The sequence below is a fragment of the Anaerotignum faecicola genome (assembly GCA_024460105.1).
Classification (GTDB): domain Bacteria; phylum Bacillota; class Clostridia; order Lachnospirales; family Anaerotignaceae; genus JANFXS01.
Map to the genome: position 1 here is coordinate 141,728 of JANFXS010000003.1, position 19,457 is coordinate 161,184.

General features: G+C 35.8%; 17 protein-coding genes. 1 reads left to right on the top strand and 16 read right to left on the bottom strand.

Annotated elements, in window-relative coordinates; all coding sequences use genetic code 11:
• Positions 1-5: 5 nt before the first annotated feature.
• From NE664_05660 to tgt, 13 genes are all read right to left on the bottom strand, one after another.
• Positions 6-716: an acetyltransferase gene (locus NE664_05660; protein MCQ4726147.1), complete on the bottom strand. Its 711-nt coding sequence runs from the start codon at positions 714-716 to the stop codon at positions 6-8.
• Positions 717-722: 6 nt separating this feature from the next.
• The gene (locus NE664_05665) at positions 723-1,637 is read right to left on the bottom strand and encodes a GDP-mannose 4,6-dehydratase (GenBank protein ID MCQ4726148.1); all 915 of its coding nucleotides are present in this window, start codon (positions 1,635-1,637) and stop codon (positions 723-725) included.
• Positions 1,638-1,650: 13 nt separating this feature from the next.
• Positions 1,651-2,673 (bottom strand): GDP-mannose 4,6-dehydratase, encoded by a 1,023-nt coding sequence (gene gmd, locus NE664_05670; protein MCQ4726149.1) that lies wholly within the window; start codon positions 2,671-2,673, stop codon positions 1,651-1,653.
• A gap of 13 nt (positions 2,674-2,686) precedes the next feature.
• Positions 2,687-4,222: a hypothetical protein gene (locus NE664_05675; GenBank protein ID MCQ4726150.1), complete on the bottom strand. Its 1,536-nt coding sequence runs from the start codon at positions 4,220-4,222 to the stop codon at positions 2,687-2,689.
• Positions 4,223-4,417: 195 nt separating this feature from the next.
• A complete protein-coding gene (locus NE664_05680) occupies positions 4,418-5,635 on the bottom strand; it encodes an MBOAT family protein (GenBank protein MCQ4726151.1) in 1,218 nt (405 codons plus the stop codon).
• 17 nt (positions 5,636-5,652) lie between these two features.
• On the bottom strand, positions 5,653-6,723 hold the full coding sequence (locus NE664_05685; GenBank protein MCQ4726152.1) for a sugar phosphate nucleotidyltransferase: 1,071 nt from the start codon (positions 6,721-6,723) through the stop codon (positions 5,653-5,655).
• A 16-nt stretch (positions 6,724-6,739) separates the two neighbouring features.
• Positions 6,740-7,708: a class I mannose-6-phosphate isomerase gene (locus NE664_05690; protein MCQ4726153.1), complete on the bottom strand. Its 969-nt coding sequence runs from the start codon at positions 7,706-7,708 to the stop codon at positions 6,740-6,742.
• A gap of 3 nt (positions 7,709-7,711) precedes the next feature.
• On the bottom strand, positions 7,712-8,812 hold the full coding sequence (locus tag NE664_05695; protein MCQ4726154.1) for a glycosyltransferase: 1,101 nt from the start codon (positions 8,810-8,812) through the stop codon (positions 7,712-7,714).
• Positions 8,813-8,823: 11 nt separating this feature from the next.
• Positions 8,824-9,972, bottom strand: coding sequence for a glycosyltransferase family 4 protein (locus tag NE664_05700; GenBank protein ID MCQ4726155.1), 1,149 nt, complete (start codon positions 9,970-9,972; stop codon positions 8,824-8,826).
• A gap of 462 nt (positions 9,973-10,434) precedes the next feature.
• Complete coding sequence (locus NE664_05705) at positions 10,435-11,151, bottom strand: hypothetical protein (GenBank protein MCQ4726156.1); 717 nt, start codon at positions 11,149-11,151, stop codon at positions 10,435-10,437.
• A 193-nt stretch (positions 11,152-11,344) separates the two neighbouring features.
• Positions 11,345-11,722 (bottom strand): SdpI family protein, encoded by a 378-nt coding sequence (locus NE664_05710; GenBank protein ID MCQ4726157.1) that lies wholly within the window; start codon positions 11,720-11,722, stop codon positions 11,345-11,347.
• Between the two features lie 650 nt (positions 11,723-12,372).
• Entirely contained in the window at positions 12,373-13,338 is a 966-nt protein-coding gene (locus tag NE664_05715; protein MCQ4726158.1) for an MBL fold metallo-hydrolase, read from the bottom strand.
• Positions 13,339-13,646: 308 nt separating this feature from the next.
• On the bottom strand, positions 13,647-14,804 hold the full coding sequence (gene tgt / locus NE664_05720; GenBank protein MCQ4726159.1) for a tRNA guanosine(34) transglycosylase Tgt: 1,158 nt from the start codon (positions 14,802-14,804) through the stop codon (positions 13,647-13,649).
• Between the two features lie 174 nt (positions 14,805-14,978).
• Here tgt and NE664_05725 point away from each other — a divergent pair, with 174 nt between their 5' ends.
• The gene (locus tag NE664_05725) at positions 14,979-16,121 is read left to right on the top strand and encodes a class I SAM-dependent RNA methyltransferase (GenBank protein MCQ4726160.1); all 1,143 of its coding nucleotides are present in this window, start codon (positions 14,979-14,981) and stop codon (positions 16,119-16,121) included.
• 490 nt (positions 16,122-16,611) lie between these two features.
• On the opposite strand, the gene NE664_05730 is transcribed toward NE664_05725, so the two are convergent.
• Genes NE664_05730 through NE664_05740 form a run of 3 tightly spaced genes read right to left on the bottom strand, consistent with a single transcriptional unit; the run spans position 16,612 to position 19,457 of the window.
• Positions 16,612-17,967 (bottom strand): tetratricopeptide repeat protein, encoded by a 1,356-nt coding sequence (locus NE664_05730; protein MCQ4726161.1) that lies wholly within the window; start codon positions 17,965-17,967, stop codon positions 16,612-16,614.
• A gap of 12 nt (positions 17,968-17,979) precedes the next feature.
• A complete protein-coding gene (locus tag NE664_05735) occupies positions 17,980-18,162 on the bottom strand; it encodes a hypothetical protein (protein MCQ4726162.1) in 183 nt (60 codons plus the stop codon).
• On the bottom strand, positions 18,159-19,457 hold the full coding sequence (locus NE664_05740) for a bifunctional folylpolyglutamate synthase/dihydrofolate synthase (protein ID MCQ4726163.1): 1,299 nt from the start codon (positions 19,455-19,457) through the stop codon (positions 18,159-18,161). The genes NE664_05735 and NE664_05740 overlap by 4 nt, the downstream gene beginning before the upstream one ends.

A 19,457-nucleotide genomic window follows, 5' to 3' on the forward strand; every position in this document is an offset into this window, starting at 1 on the left:
TATACTTACAGTGGATTGCAAAATATATAATTATTAACCCTAAAGCGCTTAATTAGAACTATATCTGTTATTAACCTTATTAACTTTAGCAGGAACTCCATATGCAATAACATTGTCTTCAATGTTATTAATGATGACCGCCCCCCCCCTACAAATGTATTTATGCCAACTACAACATTGTCTATTACGTTTACACCGGTTCCTATATGCGTATAATCTCCTATTGATACCGTTCCGGAAATCGCCGCTCCGGGAGCAATGTGTACGCTCCGGCCAATTCGGCAGTCATGGTCTATACTGCTGTTAGTGTTTATGATACAATTATCCTCAATAACCGTATTAACATTTATACATGCTCCGGCCATAACGCATATTCCTTTTTTAAGTTTTGCCCTTTCGGAAATATAAGCTCTGCGGCTTATTACGTTTACTGCATTAAATCCAATGTCTGAAACCTTTTTAAAAATTTTATCCCTAAGCTTATTTTCTCCAATAGCAACAAAAATATTTTTTACTCCCGAAATAAAAAACTCCTCAAGCATATCGTCATTACCAATGATAGGAATATCATCCATGCCGCTTACAGTATTAGCTGTTCCGTATGATTTATCAATACAGCCAATCAAATCATACTCGTTATTTTGAAGTATAATATCTATAACGCTTCGGGCATGTCCGCCTGCACCGACAACAATAAGTTTTTCTTTTTCTTTCAAGCCGTATTACCTCCTAAAGCTTTCAAGCACATCAAAAAGGCTGTCCTTAATATCAAATTCCGGTTTCCAGCCGGTGTCTTTCATAAGCTTTGTGCAATTGCATCTAACCAAAGGCGTATCTGATTTTCTCATTCTTGAAGGGTCTATTTCCACATCAATTTTGCATTTAGCCATGGAAATCATCATTTTCATCAAATCCTCAATGCAATATGCCTTACCGCTGCCAACATTATACACTGTATTCTTATTTCCTTTTTCAATAATCATACGATAGGCTCTGACAATATCCCTAACGTCGGAAAAATCCCTTTCGGCCTTGAGGTTTCCTACGAACAGCTTTTCGGAAATTCCTTTTTCAACATCTACAATGCCGCCAGCCAAATCCGGTATAACAAATCCTTTGTGCTGTCCGACGCCGATATGATTGAAACTTCTTGTCAGATAAATGTTCATATCATATGCTTTTGCATAAAGCAGTGACATTTGCTCCTGGGCACATTTAGAAACGGCATACGGCGTTGCAGGGTGCAGTGGCATACTTTCATCAACAAAAGAATTATCGTCAGAAAGTATTCCATATTGATCCGACGAACCAATAACGAGTACCTTTATTGAGTTATCAATTTTCTTAACCGCATCCAACAGATTTATTGTTCCTTTTACATTTAAATCCATAGTGAAACCCGGTTTTTTCCAAGACAGCCCCACATCAGCCTGTCCTGCCATATGAAATATAACGTCAGGCTTTATTTTTCTGACAACCCTTGATACGCTGTCGGCATCAAGTATATTCAGTTGCTCGGTTTTATCATTATTTCCACATTCAAGGGAAGTGCCATAGACGTCATACCCATTATCCTCAAGTTCCCTTTTCAGATGTCCGCCGACAAAACCGTCAATCCCAATTATAAGCGACTTCATATTTCACCCCAAATTATTTTTCAAGCCCATTGCTTAATAAATAAATATCGTTTTTCACCATTCTTTCAACAAGCTCGTTAAAAGAAATTTCCCTGCGCCAACCAAGCTTGTTTTCAGCCTTGGCAGGATCCCCGATAAGTATATCAACCTCTGCAGGCCTAAAAAATTTAGGATTGACTTTTACAATAGTTTTACCCGTAGCTTTATCCTTTCCAAATTCATTAATACCGCTTCCATTCCATTCAATCTCAATTCCGGCGCAATTAAAAGCCGCGTCTACAAATTCCCTTACAGTCCTTGTTTCGTTAGTAGCTATAACATAGTCGTCAGGTTCATCCTGCTGGAGCATAAGCCACATTGCTTTTACATAGTCCATAGAATGTCCCCAGTCGCGTTTGGAATCAAGGTTTCCAAGCTCAAGGCAATCAAGTTTTCCGAGTTTTATTTTTGCAACCGCATCGGTTATTTTCCTGGTAACAAATTCTTTGCCCCTTCTTTCACTTTCATGATTGAACAAAATTCCGGAGCATGCATATAAGTTATAGCTTTCACGATAGTTTTTTGTAATCCAATGCCCATAAAGTTTTGCAACGCCATAAGGGCTTCTCGGGTAAAAAGGAGTTGTTTCTTTTTGAGGGATTTCCTGCACAAGTCCAAACATTTCACTTGTTGAAGCCTGATAAAATCTTGCATCAGGTTTAACGGTTCTTATTGCTTCAAGCATATTCGTAACGCCAAGAGCGTCTATGTCGGCAGTTGCCAAAGGCTGTTCCCAGCTTGTTGCCACAAACGACTGTGCCGCAAGATTATACACTTCGTCTGCCTGTGAAATTTTCATAGCGTTTATAAGTGAAATCACATCCGTCATATCTGCATAAATAAAATTTATTTTATCTTTTATATGTTCCACATTTCCGTAATCAACAACGCTTTTCCTTCTCATAATACCGTAAACTTCATATCCCTTTTCTAACAGAAGTTCCGATAAATACGATCCGTCCTGTCCTGTAATACCTGTTATTAAAGCTTTTTTCATTTTAAACACTCCCTTAATATTCACTTAAAATAATTTTTTCAAAGGCTAAAGCAATCTCTCTATCTCCAACTAAAACAGCATCCGGGTATTTTAATGTAATCTTATTCATACCGCTAATCAATAAATCAGAATTAATCTCTAAATCAAAATACAAATCTGTTGGCGTTAAAATAATATTATCAGCCAGAACATCATTTACGTATAGTTCAACATTTTGCACGTTATTATTACCTGGATAAACCATATTTAAAAATACGCTTAGTTTTAAATTGTTTTTAAAATATTCATTCAAATTAATATAAATATCTGTTTCTTTACCTAAAGACCATGTAAAGTCCCCTTCGCAAACGGATATACCGTTTTTAATATAATCTGATGAGTTTCCGCCTGATGTAAATAATATCTCATCTCCCAAATTATATATATCCGTTCCAATACACTTTTCACTAAGCAGTTCAAGATTACTAGATACATATTCTCTTATAACAATATCAGGTTCTTCAATTTTTACAAGTTTTAAATCAATTGGCGTTCCATAATAATGGTATCTAATATATTTAAAAAAACTTTCCTGCATAAAAATATTCAGATTCCAATAATTTGTATACTTTTCATGCCAACCAGCAAAAGAGTCGGCATACATCATTAAAACCGGCATATCTTTATTTTTATCATTTTCTTTTATAATCATTCCGCATGTTTCTCCAATTGGCGATTGTTCAGGATATGAAGCCTTCAAATCCTCAGCTTCACTTTGAATTTTCGGAGTATATATCGGAATATCCTCCTCATTTATATTGTCAGATAAATAGGCTAACGAAGATAAGTTCTGCCCCGTAGTATTTACATATTCAATATTATAATCATCTTTTTCCATCATTGGAAGCTGTGGATAATATTGCCTTAGATATTTAATGATTTCTTGATATGCCCTAAAAGAACCGTTATAATTCCAGTGTGAGTCCGTTTTCATATATACTCGATTATTCTTGCTTTCATCGATTAACGCTTCGGTTAAATCGAGTATTTCGACATCCGTATTTTCTCTTAATGCATTTATAATCTGCTCCTGCCTTGAAGGATATAGCCTTCCTGCGTTTATATATCTGCTGAAAAGCTTATCCCTATAAACCGCGCTTTTATCCGGGCATACTACAATTAAATACCGGCTTCCTAGCTTTTTTAATTCATCGCTTATTTCCTGCTGTGCTTCGCATATTTCATTAAGCTTTTCCTTTGTAACAAGATATTGTCCTGCTACATCCTTTTCCATGTTATCGCCAGCATAAAAAAATTCATCTTCTTTACCTATATATACGTTCTCAGCGATTGCCTCCTTAAAAAATTTATAATTAAAATCCGCATATAAATTCATAAAGATAGTTTTTGTTGAAAAATTATCTGCCATATCTTTTCCATAACTTGCAATATTCTTTATACTATCAATGTTCAAGACATAATTTTTTATAAATTCTTCACTAACAAGTCCACTAAATACCATCGGAAAACATATTATAATAAAGAACAGCATATTAAAAAATTTTTTCATAAGTTCATCACCTCTTAAAACCTAAAATAGATAAACGGATTATATGCGCTGGAACTCATAACTATCATTGAAACACAAAGTATAGAAATACATGCAATATCCGTTATAATGTAATTAAATTTACATTTTTCTATCAAATTTTTAATAGGAAATGAAAATACAAACGCAAGCGCTAGTATAAAGAATATTTTAAATTCAGATATGCTGTAAAGGGTATGTATGCCCCCCCCCACTGGAAATATTTGGCATTAAATTTCGAATATATTTCAGGCCATACTGAGCGTTTTCTGCTCTAAAAAATACCCATCCAAACATAACAATAAAAAAAGTTACAGCAAAATTAACATATTCCGGCAATTTTTTCTTTATATTTTTTATTGTATTAAATTTTTCAATAATTATAAAGAAACCGTGGTATAATCCCCAAATCAAAAATGTCCACTCCGCACCATGCCAAAAACCACATAAAGCAAATACAATTAAATTATTAATATAAGTTCTGTATACACCTTTTCTGTTTCCACCTAATGGTATATATAAATATTCCTTAAAAAAAGTTGATAATGAAATATGCCATCTTCTCCAAAATTCCTGTATTGATTTTGATATATATGGATAATTAAAGTTTTCCATAAAATGAAATCCTAAAATACGGCCTATACCAATAGCCATATCAGAATATCCTGAAAAATCAAAATATATTTGCAGCGTATATGCAAACATTCCAATCCATAAATCAAATGTATTTACAACCGATGGATCATATGAAAAAACAATATCTGCAATAACCGCAGCTTGATTTGCAATTATCACTTTTTTACCCAATCCAATACAAAACCTCTGTATACCGTAATGTATATCATTTGAAGATATCCTTCTTTTGCAAAGTTCCGTATCAATTTCTTTATATTTGACAATTGGCCCAGCAATTAACTGTGGAAATAGAGAAACATAAAGACACAGCTTTAATGGATTTTTTTGTACGCTAACTTTTCCCATATATAAATCCGCTATATAGCTCAAAGTTTGAAAAGTAAAAAACGATATTCCTATTGGCATTATTATGTTTTTGAAAAATTCAGGATTTTCAAACGTAATTCCTAAATTGCCAATAGTTTCCACAAAAAATCCTGAATATTTATAATAAAAAAGAAATCCTAAATCTAATATTATTGTCATCCAAAAAATACTTTTCTTTCTTATTCCAGTTGTATAATCAATTAATATAGCCAATACGTAATTAATAAGCATAAACCCCAAAAAGAAAAAAATATATTCAGGTTCGCCAATATAATAGAACAGTAAACTGAAACCAAGCAATAATATATTTGAATATTTTTCCTTTATAATAAAATTCAATAACAAAACAGATGGAAGAAAAATACACAAAAATTCCATTGATGAAAAAACCATTTTGCTCCTCCAATATTTTAAATATACTCATTTCTATTACATATTTTAAGGTTTTCCAAAACTTTTTTTATATCTCCGGCGCTGTCTTTAGCGCATATAAGTATAGCGTCGTCTGTATCAACCACAATCAGGTCGCGCAGTCCAACTGCAGCAATGAGTTTATCAGTACCCTGTATAATCGAACTTTTAGTATCTACGGTTATTATATTTCCTTTAATAACATTTCCAAATTCATTGGGTGAATTAATTCTTTCAACGGCAAGCCAACTGCCGACGTCATCCCAGCCGAATGTGCCTGAAACGACATAAATATTTTCGGCTTTTTCTAAAATTCCGTAGTCAATAGATTCAGATTCAAAGTTCCTAAACTCTTTTTCAAGCACAAAGTCTTCGTTTTCACAACCCAAAGAATCTTTTATATTCATAAGCCCATTATACATATTAGGCAAATGTTTTTTAAAGTTATTAAGTATGGAAGAAATTTTCCAGATAAACATGCCGCTGTTCCACAAATATTGTTCAGAATCCAAATATTCCCTTGCTTTTTCCCTGTCAGGCTTTTCAACAAATTTTTCAACTGCAAAAGCCCGTTTATTAACTTTTTCCGGTTGGAATTTAATATATCCATATCCTGTTTCAGGATAATCAGGCATAATCCCTATAGTGAGCAAAGCGCCGTCCTCAGACGCAACGTCAATCGCATCTTTAAGCGTATTGATAAACATAGCGTTATACGTTATAAGATGGTCGCTTGGAAGAACAATCATAATAGCGTCATCATATTTATTTGAAATATGAACTGCCCCGAGGCCGATACACGGAGCAGTATTCCTTCCGACAGGCTCGCAAAGTATGTTTTCTTCCGGGATCTGAGGAAGCTGTTCCATAACAAGTTTTTTGTAATCTTTATTCGTTGAAATATAAATATCTTCAAAGCTTACTAAATCCTTTATCCTTTCAACTGTAAGCTGTATCATTGTACGCCCGTCGTTTGTAAGCGACAAAAATTGTTTTGGCATATTTTTCCTGCTTTTCGGCCAAAACCTTTCGCCTTTGCCTCCGGCCATGATTAAAGCCGTATATTTCATAAATAATCCCTCCAACTTAAACAGTAGTCAGCAAAATATTAAACTTTCCGTCAACTTCATATGCCCCGCTTCCAGCCGGAATAAAATAGCTGTCTCCGGGCGAAACTTCATATTCTTTGTCATTATAAACTATTTTTCCGAACCCTTCAAGAAACAAAAGAGAGTGGAAACTGTCGCTGCCGCAATTAAGAATAACCTTTTTGCTGCTTTCAACCTTTGCCACCTTAAAATAATTGCACTGAAAAATATTTGAAAAAGAAAAATCTTCTGTTTCGATCCTGTTGTTATCGCAAATATTTTCAGGAACAATCGGTTCAAAATCTATAACTTCAACAGCCCTTTTAATATGAAGCGGCCTTTTTTTTCCATCTTTATCAGTCCTGTTATAGTCGTACACTCTAAAAGTTGTATTTGAATTTTGCTGTATTTCCGCAATAACTATACCTTTTCCGATAGCATGGATTGTGCCGGGAAGTATATAATAAATATCGCCTGCATTTACTTTAACCTTGTTAAGCACATTGCAAATGCTCCCGTTTTCGGCCATTTCAATCATTTTTTCTTTCGTTATGATGCTGTTAAGACCATAATATATAAACGCCCCCGGTTCGCTTTTAACAATATACCACATCTCCGCTTTGCCTTCTTCATTTTCAGATTTATCGGCAGTTTCATCCGACGGGTGAACTTGTATCGACAGTTCTTTTGATGCGTCTATAAACTTTATTAAAACAGGGAGTTTTTCATATTCAATATACTTCCTGCCTATAAAACCAGGATTTTTCTCCAAAAGCTCTTTAAGGGACATCCCTTTAAATTCGCCGTTTTCTATATAACACATTCCATCGTCACGATCCGAAAGCTCCCAGCTTTCGGCAATAATATCAAACTCGCTGTTTTTATTATAGATATATTTCAGGTTTTTGCCTCCCCATAGATAATCTTTGAAAGAGGGCTTTAATTTTATTGGATACAATACTATCATCCTTTAACTTTTATATATCTTAAGTATATTTTTAAGCATCTTATCTTCCGAATAATGCTCCAATGCATATTTCCTTGCAAAATTTCCCATGCGTATTCTTTCATCCCGGTTTAGTGCAAGCCTATTCATAGCGTTTGAAAGTTCCGCTGCATTTCTCGGCTCCACAGTAATACCGGTCTTGCCGTTAATACCGACATAAGGCACGCCGCTTTTAAGATTTGTATTTATAACGGGCTTTCCGTAAATCATTGCTTCAATCTGAACAATTCCGAAAGCTTCGCTTTTTTCAACAGAAGGAAGTACAAAAACATCGCATTTGCAAAATTCTTCCGATAATTCAGAATCGTTTAACCCGTTTTTTATCTCTACCCTTCCGGACAGGCCTGATTTTTCTATACGCTCTGTAACTTCCTGTTCAAGAGGACCTTTTCCAACTATTGTAAGCGCTGAATTGTCCACGTTCTTCATAGCCTCAATCAGGTAATTTAAGCCTTTATAATAAACAAGCCTTCCGACAAACAGAAATTTTACAGGGCCATAATTTTGCTCCGTAATTTTGTTTTCTGCATTTTTTGCTATGTTTTTATCAACACCATATGGTATTATCACACATTTGCTTTTAAATTCTTTAATATACTCGGAATATTCAACATGCCCCTCCGTTGCGGCAACAATAACATCGGCACGCTTTAAAAATCTATGCATAATCGGTTTATAAAAAAGCATAATTTTTTTTTGCTTAACTATATCGCTGTGCCACCAAACAACGACTTTGCCATTATAGCCGGATAAAAGGCATGCAAGATCCCCCAATGGAAAAGGCATATGAAAATTTATAACGTCATATTTTCTGCAAAGTTTAAAAAAGTTAATAAAAAAAGAAAAAGATACCGGCATTGAGAACAAAACTCCCATACTTCCGGATTTAATAACGTTTACACCGTTAATATTTTCCTTTGCCTGCCGTCCTTTTTTTTGACACACCAGTACGTCTATGTCAACTTCGTCTTTAAGGCCTTCTGAAATTTGCTGTACTACCCTTTCAATGCCGCCTGTGACAGGGAAATACATTTTATTAACTTCCAAAACTTTAATCTTATTCATAAAATAACCTCTTAGTTTTCCAACTCTTCAAATACTTTTTTTATAATATCAGAGGATTTTTTCCATGTAAATAACTCGCCCCTTTTTAGGCCTTTTAAAACCGATTCTTTGTAAAATTCATTATCCGACATATACTTATACATTGCATCTTTGATCTCGTCAACAGAGTATGGATCAACCAAAATTCCGGCGTCCCCCACAACTTCCGGCAACGACGACACTTTAGACGTTATAACCGGAGTGCCGCACGCCATAGCTTCCAGCGGAGGCAAGCCGAATCCTTCATATAAAGAAGGAAACAAAAAAACTTTCGCTTCTCTCATTAGCCATGGCACATCTTCATTTTTTACATAATCTGTAAATATAACATCATTATCCAGATTCAGCTGTTTTACAATATCAAATATTTCATCATACATCCAACCTTTCCTGCCGGCTAAAACCAATAACGGAACCACACCATTCTCTTCTTTAAGTTTAGCGTATGCCGAAACAATCCTTGTTATATTTTTCCTTGGTTCAAGCGTTCCCAGATAAAGAAAATAATCTCTTTTTATTCCGTAATTTTCAGCAACCTTCCGGCTGTAATCGCTGCTGTCGTAATAAAATCTTTCCCTGTCAACGCCGCACGGCATAACTGTTATTTTTTCCTCCGGAACATTCAGATGTTTTATGATTTCAGATTTTGAAAATTCAGATATTGTTATTATTCTATCGGCTGTTTTGCAGCTTCTTTCAACATTTAAATCCAATATTATTTTCGTTTTTTTTCTTACGGTTTCAGGGTAAACCTTGTATGCCATATCATGAATAAACGTTATCTTTTTGCCTTTTACGCCGGGCGGGATATAATAATTAAAAAAAACAGTTATATCCGTATCTTTTCCAAAAAAAGAAGAATACGGAATAGGCACAAAGCTCCAAAGCATCTTATATACCGCATAGCTGAACCATTTGCATCTTCTGAGCCGAAATCCCATATCTTCATATCTGTCCATATAAGGCTGATATAAGTTATACTTGTTTTTCAAAAGAAAATAATTCAAATAATATTCATGTTCATTATCTTTAATAAGTTCTTTAAGCAGGCTGTCCGCAACCCATGCAATACCGGTTTTTTCCTTTTCCTGCAATAACTGTGATTCAAATGAAATCTTCAAATGTATTTACCCCTTAAAACAATATTATCTAAATTTTTACAACAATTTTATTATACACACAAAATTTGGCAATGTCCATTTTTTTATCATATTTGTTGTTATAACCTCAGAAGCTGCCTTACAACCTGCCCAATTTACAACTATTTAATTTAAAAAATCACTTAAATATTTGCCGTGCTTTTGCTTATAAAATTTATTATCATATTTATTTGATTTAATATACGTTTTTCATATACCGTGCATTATATTTTTAAAATCATAATACAAATAATACAGACTGAAATCTTCATAGTGTAACCGTTCCTTTTTTACTCTGTAATCTTTTTCTAATGCTAACATAGTTATTGTAATATTAAAAAGGCAGGATAAAATCCTGCCTTTTTATACGTTTATATGAAATTTTTACCGTCAAAATCTTTAATTCTGTCTAAAAAGTTTTCATCGAAACAATGGCTCTAATATTTAAGCCCACCTTATACACTCATCTTCGCCAACCAACAGTATATTATGATGTATTCCATGCAGATCATCAGCTATCGCTTGATCCACATGCATATGCCCAAAATACCATTTTTTAAATCTTTTGCCGTTTTGAATTATTCGATACCATTCTTCAAAAACTGTCGGAAGCATATAATCCGGATCAATCGGCTTAGATCGTGAGATATGCAGCCTTGCAAACCGAGGCGTTTCATGTGTAATCACATAATCAATTTTATCAATATTTTGACATAGCTGATTCTTCCCGTATTCAAGTTCTTCCTTCGTCGGTTCTTCTTCGCTCCACCAGCTTGTGCCTTCCACACGCCTGTCTTTGTCTACAGAACGGGCGCCTCCGAATACAAAAAACTGTCTGCCATATATCGAATATATTTCCCCTCTCATAAGGTGATATATCCTTTCTCCAATTTTATGCACTTTCCCGCCGTTCCAAAATCCTTCTTCCATGCTGTTAATAAGTTGATGGTTTTCGTGATTTCCGTCTACAAAAGCAATCGTTCCCGGAAATATCTGCTCTAAGCTTTCTACGGCATATTTGTAATTCTCATCCCAAATATACCCCGCATCCCCTGCAATAATTAATATATCCGTATCGTACAATTCTGTTTTTTCGGCAAACCCAAATAACGGAACAAAAGTTCCATGCTTATCCCCTGTAACAAAAACTCTGCCCGACATCCTTCTCTCCTATCATATAATTCTGTTTTTATTAACTGTCATAACTCTAAAAAACTATTTTCTTTTTAAGCTAAGTTCCGTCATCATATTTTAATGATATACCATTTCGGCAATTATGGTATTATTTCTACAATATCCCTAATAACTAAATGACACCGTTGTCAAATCGCCGTAACGCTTGTCGAACAAGAAACTATCTTCGCTTACCGGCTTTATCAAAAGTTTTATTGAGAGCTTTCTCTGTAGAAAAAAACGAACCTATAAACGGTATCATTTGAATACCGCAAAGAATACCCCCTATACTTCCTACAGTATCTTCCGTCTTACCCAGCAAAAGCGCCATTACAAAAATTGTAACGGGCACAAATATTAATCCGCATGTATACCATATGTTCCCGCAATATTTATGAGCAAAACTCCATGTATCCTTATTTTTCATAGACATAGCCGTTCTGTATCCAAATACGGCGTTTATTTTTTTAGGAGTTTTTTCCATAAAGCGTTTTCCAAAACCAATCATAGTAAATGGAATAAGCAAATCCATTAACAACATAAAAATCCAAAACCCCAAAACAGTATCTCCTTTATATAAATTACTATTTATATGGATTTATCAACTTAGAAACGCTTTTTCCCTTTTATCCTTTGGACTGATTTAGGCTTTTCTAACAATTCGATCGTTGAAATGGCAAAGATACTCTCATTGCCGCTAGCAGTTAATCAATAATCACCAAAACCAATGGAATGGGTTAAGCGCTTCAAAGAACCATGCCCAGAACGTTTTTTGAAGTTCTGTTTCTTAGTACCTTTTTGCGAAAGTATTGACCGTATGCCAGCGATGATAAGGCACAGAACAGCATATATGAACACGCAAAAAAACTGCTCCCAGATACTCCATACATCATGCTCCTCTGTAGAATAATTATATCTTTTGATACCAGTTTTTAATTTATTTTATCATATTTTCCCGCTTTATTAAACGCATAGTAAAATTGATGAAGTTAAAATCTATCAGTCCAAATATAAAAATGGAGAATTCTTTGCCGCATTGTTGCTATTGTTTGTTTCATATTTTAATATAATATTTTAGAATATGTTTTAAAACGGCTCCATATATAATTCCAGACAGTTCCTTTTTTTCATAAATATGCCGAAACCCATATGATATGCACATCGTTCCTGACGACAAACTTTTCTTGATAAAAAATAAAATTATTAATTTTATTTTCTGTAATAGTACACGCCGTTTTTCTCTTCCCGGAAAATTTTACCTTCAAAGAATAAATACTGAAGATGCGAAATTGCTTCTCCAGTTGCAAACCATTGCTGGGGCTTAGGAAAATCGCTCCAGCCTTTGCATGGAATTTCCCATTTCATACGGCTTGCCACATGATATGCCGTTGTCCATTCATTATCTAAAATACATAAAACTTCATTTAACCGCTCATTATGATGACGGTAAAGCTCGTTTATTCTACCCCGCATATCGTCAATAGCCGTTCCATGCGCAGTTAAAAGCAATTCCACGTCAAGTTTTTCTACTTTCTTTAAGCTGTCCAAATAATCGCGCAAAGGGTTTTCCGCATTTAAGTCAATACAAATATTAGGCGTAATGGTTCCCAAAATGTGGTCGCCGCAAAAAAGAATTTTTTTGCCGCGATCATACAGGCACATATGCCCCGGCGTATGGCCCGGCGTTTCAACCGCCTCAAGCCTATACCCGCCGTATTCCAATATATCGCCTTCTGCAATATATGTAAAATCAAGACGCTGTTCATGGCAGTATTTACGTCCCGGATGAATATCCGTATTCCTGCCGAAATCGGCTTTAGGAAAACCATATTTTACAAACAGATCGTCAAGCATTTTCCAATACAGGTTTCCAACTTCAAAATTAATAAGTTCGCCGTCTGTTTCTCCTGCATACACCGCGCTTGATTTTTGAGCAAACTTAGGAGCAAGGCCGCAGTGATCCGAATGAAGATGGGTTATGAACAAATCTGTTTTGCTTATACCAAGTTCGTCAAAAGCGCTTTTCAGCGCTTCCTCACATTCAATCCTGTTAAATCCTGTGTCAATTAATAAGTTTTTTTCGCCTGTAATAATATATGCATTTATCTCCCTTAAAGGGTTATTGGGTAATGGAACTGCTTTTTTATATATATTTTCCGCTATTTTTGTTAACATATATATTTTTCTCCTTATTCATACAAATTCCAATAAAGCATATGTAAAAATTATTCATATTAAAAGCCGATTTCTTTCCGCATACCTTTAGCCTTGCCTACCATTGTTAAAGCTCACATTATCTCTTACGTCAATAGCTCTCCCGCTATGCATACATATTATCGGCGGCAGCCGCTTTTGTCAATACTTATGCACCGACGGAAAATATACTGCCCAGTTTCCGATATATTTAATTAATACAAACAAGCGAGACGGTTATTTCTCACACTCCATATACTTAAAACATATTTTGTTTATAAGCCTTTTTATTACCTTCGTTTATTTTGAGGTTTTCCTTCAACTCCGCGCTTAAATCCTTCAAGTTTTTCAGTTTTATACTGCATAAAATGTCCTTCGTCAAGCGCGAGCCTTATTTCCTCCATAAGAGTATTGAAAAAATAAAGGTTATGAAGCACACAAAGCCTCATTGCCAGCATTTCTTTTGCCTTAAACAAATGCCTTATATACGCTTTCGTATATCTCCTGCACGCCGGGCATTGACAAGCGCTGTCAATAGGCGTATCGTCAAGCTCAAACTTAGAATTTAACAAATTTATTTTACCGAAATTTGTATATACATGAGCATGCCTTCCATTTCTTGCCGGCAATACGCAGTCAAAAAAGTCAACTCCCCTTTCAACTGCTTCAAGTATATTTTCCGGCGTGCCCACTCCCATTAAATACGTCGGTTTATTCTGCGGAAGGAAAGGAACTGTTTCCTCTAATATATGATACATTTCCTCATGCGTTTCGCCAACCGCCAAACCCCCTATGGCATATCCGTCGAGGTCAAGTTCGGAAATTATCTTTGCATGCTCTTTTCTTATATCGTCATATATAGCTCCCTGATTTATTCCAAAAAGCATCTGCTCCTTATTTATTGTATCGTCAAGGCTGTTAAGCCTTTTCATTTCTTTTTTGCTTCGTATAAGCCACCGTGTAGTACGTTCAACTGAATTTGACACATAACTCCTGTCAGCTTTGGCCGGGGCGCACTCGTCAAATGCCATGGCTATTGTTGAGGCTAGGTTCGATTGTATCTGCATGCTTTCTTCCGGCCCCATAAATATTTTTCGTCCGTCTACATGAGAGGAAAAATATACGCCTTCTTCTTTAATTTTTCTTAGAGAAGCAAGAGAAAAAACTTGAAATCCGCCTGAATCTGTTAAAATAGGCTTATCCCAAACCATAAATTTATGAAGCCCACCCAACTGCTTTATAATTTTATCCCCAGGGCGCACATGAAGGTGATATGTGTTTGAAAGTTCAACCTGGCATTTGATATTTTCAAGATCCTCTGTACTTACCGCGCCTTTAATAGCCGCCGCCGTACCCACGTTCATAAAAACAGGTGTTTGAATAGTTCCGTGCGGGGTTACAAATTCCCCTCTCTTGGCCCTGCCGCAAGTTTTTAATAATTTATACATTATATTTCTCCTTAAATTGTTTTTTTACAGCACTGTCATCATCAGCAACAGGCAATTTTACTTGGCTTTTAATAATATTACAGTAAAATTAAACAAAGTACAAGTTTTTAGAGAATTATGATAAGATTTATGTTATACTTAGTCTTAACATATTGAAAGAATGGAGAACTATCTATGGAAAAAATTAATTTGATTGCAACCGCCGCTTTCGGGCTTGAAGCATGCGTTAAACGCGAAGTCCTCAAACTCGGATTTGAAAACGTCAGAACTTACGACGGGCGCGTTGAATTTACGGGAAACGAAGCCGACATAGTAAAAGCCAACCTCTGGCTCAGGTTTGCAAGCAAAGTGCTGATTAAAATAGGAGAATTTAAAGCAACAACATTCGACGGCCTTTTTGAGGGAGTAAAAGCGCTCGACTGGGGGAAATGGATAACTGAAGACGGAAAATTTACAGTTACCGGAAAATCAGTTAAATCGGCGCTTTTCAGCGTTTCCGACTGCCAGGCCATAACAAAAAAAGCCGTTGTGGAAAAATTAAAGCAAAAATATAAAGTTTCATGGTTTGATGAAACAGGCCCTGAATATACAATTCAGGTTGCTTTGTTAAACGATATAGCAACGCTTACAATAGATACCTCCGGCGGCAGCCTTCATAAAAGGGGTTACAGGGAAACGGCAATGGTCGCTCCTCTTAAAGAAACCCTCGCCGCGGCAATGATTGATTTAAGCTATTGGAACAAGTCAAGACCGTTTTTAGATCCGTTATGCGGTTCGGGCACAATACCCATAGAAGCCGCTATGATCGCAAGAAATATAGCCCCGGGGCTGAACCGCAAGTTTGCATGCGAACAATGGCCCCAGATAGATAAAGCTATTTGGAAAGAAGCGAGGATCGAAGCTTATAAAGCTATAGATTATGATTGTGAACTTCAAATTTACGGAAGCGATATTGATGCCGAAGCTATAGAAGTAGCAAAAGAAAACGCGGCGAAAGCAGGTGTTGACGACTGCATTGAATTTTCCGTTAAGCCATGCCAGGAAGCTGTGCTTATAGGCGATTACGGATGTATGATTACAAACCCGCCCTATGGCGAACGTATAGGAGATCTAAAGCCCGTTGAAAACCTTTATAAGGATATGGGCAGCCTTATGGCCTCAAACCCCACATGGGGCGCATATGTTTTAACATCTATGGAATATTTTGAAAAGCTTTTCGGGCGGAAAGCGGACGCCAAAAGAAAAATATTTAACGGCCGAATAAAAACCGATTACTATCAGTTTTATGGCCCAAAGCCTCCTAAAAAACAGCGGTAACAACAAAATTCAAACCGTATGCACAATACAAAATAAGCCCCGTGTCAATGCAGGGCTTATTTATTATTCATTAAATCCAGTTTTAAATTGTTTTAAAAAGCAAAATATATGTTTCTGTCTCCGTTATCTTCGTACTTCATGTTTAAAGCTCTGATAAATCAGCTTGAAAATAGCTTAAGCTATACAATTTATTTAAGCGGATAAAAATATAAAGCCATATCAACGCATATAAAATTTGTATGTTCTGCATATTAGAATTATACTGATTTCAAATTTCCTGAATAAATTCTTTTATAATAATTAAAGAATACCCCCGGTTCCTTTTATATAACTATATAAATAAAATTCCACTCAAAAAATAAATCGTTTTCTTGAGCGGAATTTATGCAGGCTACAATATCAATTATAAGGCCCGCAGAATTAATATTAAATTCATAAATTTCATCTTTAATAAAACCCTTATAAAATTTTATAATATCCGGCCGATATTCTATGCTCCGCTTGAAAGCAGTTCATTAAGCTTGTTCTCCGACTGTTCAAACACATTTGAATCCGAAAACTCATTTATAACACGGGCATAATATTCTTTAGCCCCTTCTGTATCGCCCTTATTTTCACTTATACTTCCAAGCAGATACAAAACGTCATCCATGAAATTCTCTTTTGAGCCATATTCAAGCGCTGTTTTCAGTTCAACTTCAGCTTCATCGATATTGCCTGCCGAAAATAGACTCTCGCCTTCATTATAATAATATTCGGCTGCAAAAGGATATGTTTTTTCTTTCAATGCTTCTATACGCGATTTATCTTCTTCTTCGAATTTTTCAACGTCAAGTTTTTTCAAAAGTTTAGCCGCTTCTATATTCTCTCCCGAAGCGCTGTAGTTAAGCGCAAGCTGAAAGCTCTCAGCCTGCTCCTTGTTTGCTTCAGCCGCTTTATATTGCTCGTTTTCAGCTTTCAAAGTTTCATTTTCTTCTTCCAGCTGTTTATATTTCAGCGCAAAAGTAGACGTACCGTTGGTATTTTCATCTTCTAACTGTATTATACGTTCTTCAAGAGTGTCTATTTTTTTTAAAAAACCGCTTTCAATTCCCGGCAGCGCCAATGCTGCCGCAATAGCGCCGGTAATGATAACGCCTGCAAAAAAAGTTACAATTTCCCACCTTACTTTTATTTTTTTAGGCGCATTTTCATTATATCCTGTGCCCGTAGTATTTTTATCGTCAGACTTCTTGTTTTCGGAGCTCAGATCAGCAAGATATTCCAACGCTTTAGGGTTTCGTTTGTCTATTTCCAAAACCTTATCAATATATGTCCGGGCCTTCTTTTTATCGCCTTTTCCAACATAATAAGCGGCTATAAGGTTATATGCATCAACAAAATTAGGATTAAAATCAACAGCTTTTTTAAGCCCTATTAAAGCCAAATCATCGCTTCCCGCCTTAAACTGTCCGATAGCTTTATTGTAAAAAACAATGGCGTCGTTGCATTTTTCTAACATTCTCCCATTTTTTTGAAGCGCGGCAATATATTTTGTTGCCGGGTTTTTTTCATTTTTCATGCTTTCGCTGATTATCCACTGTTTAAGCGCGTCGCCTACCATGCCTATCTGGTAGTATGATATTCCGAGCAGGTTTCTTGCAACATAATTTTTTTTATCAAACATGACGCATTGGCTCAAAGAGATTATAGCCGCCGAATAGTCGCCTTCACGGGCATAATAAACGCCTTTATTATATTGCTTAAGCGAAATCGTTCTTACCTTATTCAATAAAACTACATCGCTTTTACAGCGGGGGCATATATTTCCATTTCTAACTTCTTCTCCGCATTTCTGACAAATCATTTCATACCGCCTTTATTCCCATTTGCTCCTGTGGGCTCTCTCGTTTGAAGCATATTTTGTTTCTTCCCTGTTTTTTGAAATGTAATTAAGCATGTCCATTATATCCTTCAAATCTGTCGAATGTATAGACTGTTCGATATCTCCGACTTCGAGTATCGGTTCATACTTTTTTATTTCGTTTTTGAAATCAATCATTTTTTACCACCTGCAAGTTTGTATAATTCGCCTATAAGGTACAGGCTTCCCGCACAGCACAAAACATCTTCCTCGGCCGTAATTGATTTTGCCAGATTATACGCTTTTTCAATATCTTTTTCCCTTAAAGTTTCAACTTGATATTTAGATATAGTTTCAGTTAATTTATCAACATCCCATTTACGGGAATTATTCGGCTCTGTTAAAACAATCCTGCTTGCCAGCGGAACAAGCGTATCCATCATTTTTTCATATTCCTTATCGCCAAGGATGCCTACAAGCAAAGTGATTTTTTTATCCGAAAAATACTTTTTAAGCGATTCCGCAAGCATATGTATTCCGTCAATATTATGGGCGCCGTCAAGTATAACGGTCGGATTTTCTTCTACAATCTCCATCCTGCCGCTCCATCTTGCTTTGCTTATACCCTTTAATACCGCATTTTCGGACAATTCAACCCCCGCATCCTGAAGCGCCCTGCATACAAGCAGGGAAGCGGCGCAGTTATTGATTTGATAATCTCCAAGCAATTTTATTTTAACATTTTCATAGTCGATATATTCATTGTGTATGGAAAATTCCGTTCCATTAATATTCTGCGAAATAACATGTATTCCTTCATCTTTTACAAAATAAAGTTCAGAGCCTTTTTCATCCGAAATACTTTTTATAATATTATAAACTTCATCTGTTTGCGTATATAATACTACGGGGCATCCTTCTTTTATTATGCCTCCTTTTTCATAAGCGATTTCTTCAATACTGCCTCCAAGGTAATCCATATGATCCATGCTTATGGACATAATAACTGATACTATAGGCTTTTTAACAACGTTTGTAGCATCGGACTTTCCTCCAAGGCCAACTTCCAAAACAAGAAAATCAACATTCTTTTCCGCAAAATATGAAAACGCAAGAGCAGTAACAACCTCAAAAACCGTCGGCTGCGATATTCTTCCGGAGCCGACAAGGCTGTCGCATTTTTCCTTTACTATTTCCATGTGACTTGCAAAATCCTCATCGGTGATCTTTACATTATTTATTGTATACCTTTCATTATAATCTTCAAGATGCGGCGATGTGTAAACGCCCACATTGTATCCCTGTGCAATGAGCGCATTTGAAACCATAGCACAGCAAGATCCCTTGCCGTTTGTGCCGGCAACATGTATAACTTTAACTTTATCCTGAGGGTTTCCAAGGCTCTCCATTAAAACCTGCACTCTTTCAAGCCCCAGATCAAACCCAAGGCAGTAAATCCCGTCAATATATTCAAGCGCTTGTGAGTAATTCAT

What these genes read in the sequence shown, in the direction of transcription:
- NE664_05665 (MCQ4726148.1), bottom strand. Translation starts at nt 1,637, where the DNA reads ATGAAGTCGCTTATAATTGGGATTGACGGTTTTGTCGGCGGACATCTG.
- gmd (MCQ4726149.1), bottom strand. Translation starts at nt 2,673, where the DNA reads ATGAAAAAAGCTTTAATAACAGGTATTACAGGACAGGACGGATCGTAT.
- NE664_05675 (MCQ4726150.1), bottom strand. Translation starts at nt 4,222, where the DNA reads ATGAAAAAATTTTTTAATATGCTGTTCTTTATTATAATATGTTTTCCG.
- NE664_05680 (MCQ4726151.1), bottom strand. Translation starts at nt 5,635, where the DNA reads ATGGTTTTTTCATCAATGGAATTTTTGTGTATTTTTCTTCCATCTGTT.
- NE664_05685 (MCQ4726152.1), bottom strand. Translation starts at nt 6,723, where the DNA reads ATGAAATATACGGCTTTAATCATGGCCGGAGGCAAAGGCGAAAGGTTT.
- NE664_05690 (MCQ4726153.1), bottom strand. Translation starts at nt 7,708, where the DNA reads ATGATAGTATTGTATCCAATAAAATTAAAGCCCTCTTTCAAAGATTAT.
- NE664_05695 (MCQ4726154.1), bottom strand. Translation starts at nt 8,812, where the DNA reads ATGAATAAGATTAAAGTTTTGGAAGTTAATAAAATGTATTTCCCTGTC.
- NE664_05705 (MCQ4726156.1), bottom strand. Translation starts at nt 11,151, where the DNA reads ATGTCGGGCAGAGTTTTTGTTACAGGGGATAAGCATGGAACTTTTGTT.
- NE664_05715 (MCQ4726158.1), bottom strand. Translation starts at nt 13,338, where the DNA reads ATGTTAACAAAAATAGCGGAAAATATATATAAAAAAGCAGTTCCATTA.
- tgt (MCQ4726159.1), bottom strand. Translation starts at nt 14,804, where the DNA reads ATGTATAAATTATTAAAAACTTGCGGCAGGGCCAAGAGAGGGGAATTT.
- NE664_05725 (MCQ4726160.1), top strand. Translation starts at nt 14,979, where the DNA reads ATGGAAAAAATTAATTTGATTGCAACCGCCGCTTTCGGGCTTGAAGCA.
- NE664_05730 (MCQ4726161.1), bottom strand. Translation starts at nt 17,967, where the DNA reads ATGATTTGTCAGAAATGCGGAGAAGAAGTTAGAAATGGAAATATATGC.
- NE664_05735 (MCQ4726162.1), bottom strand. Translation starts at nt 18,162, where the DNA reads ATGATTGATTTCAAAAACGAAATAAAAAAGTATGAACCGATACTCGAA.
- NE664_05740 (MCQ4726163.1), bottom strand. Translation starts at nt 19,457, where the DNA reads ATGAATTACTCACAAGCGCTTGAATATATTGACGGGATTTACTGCCTT.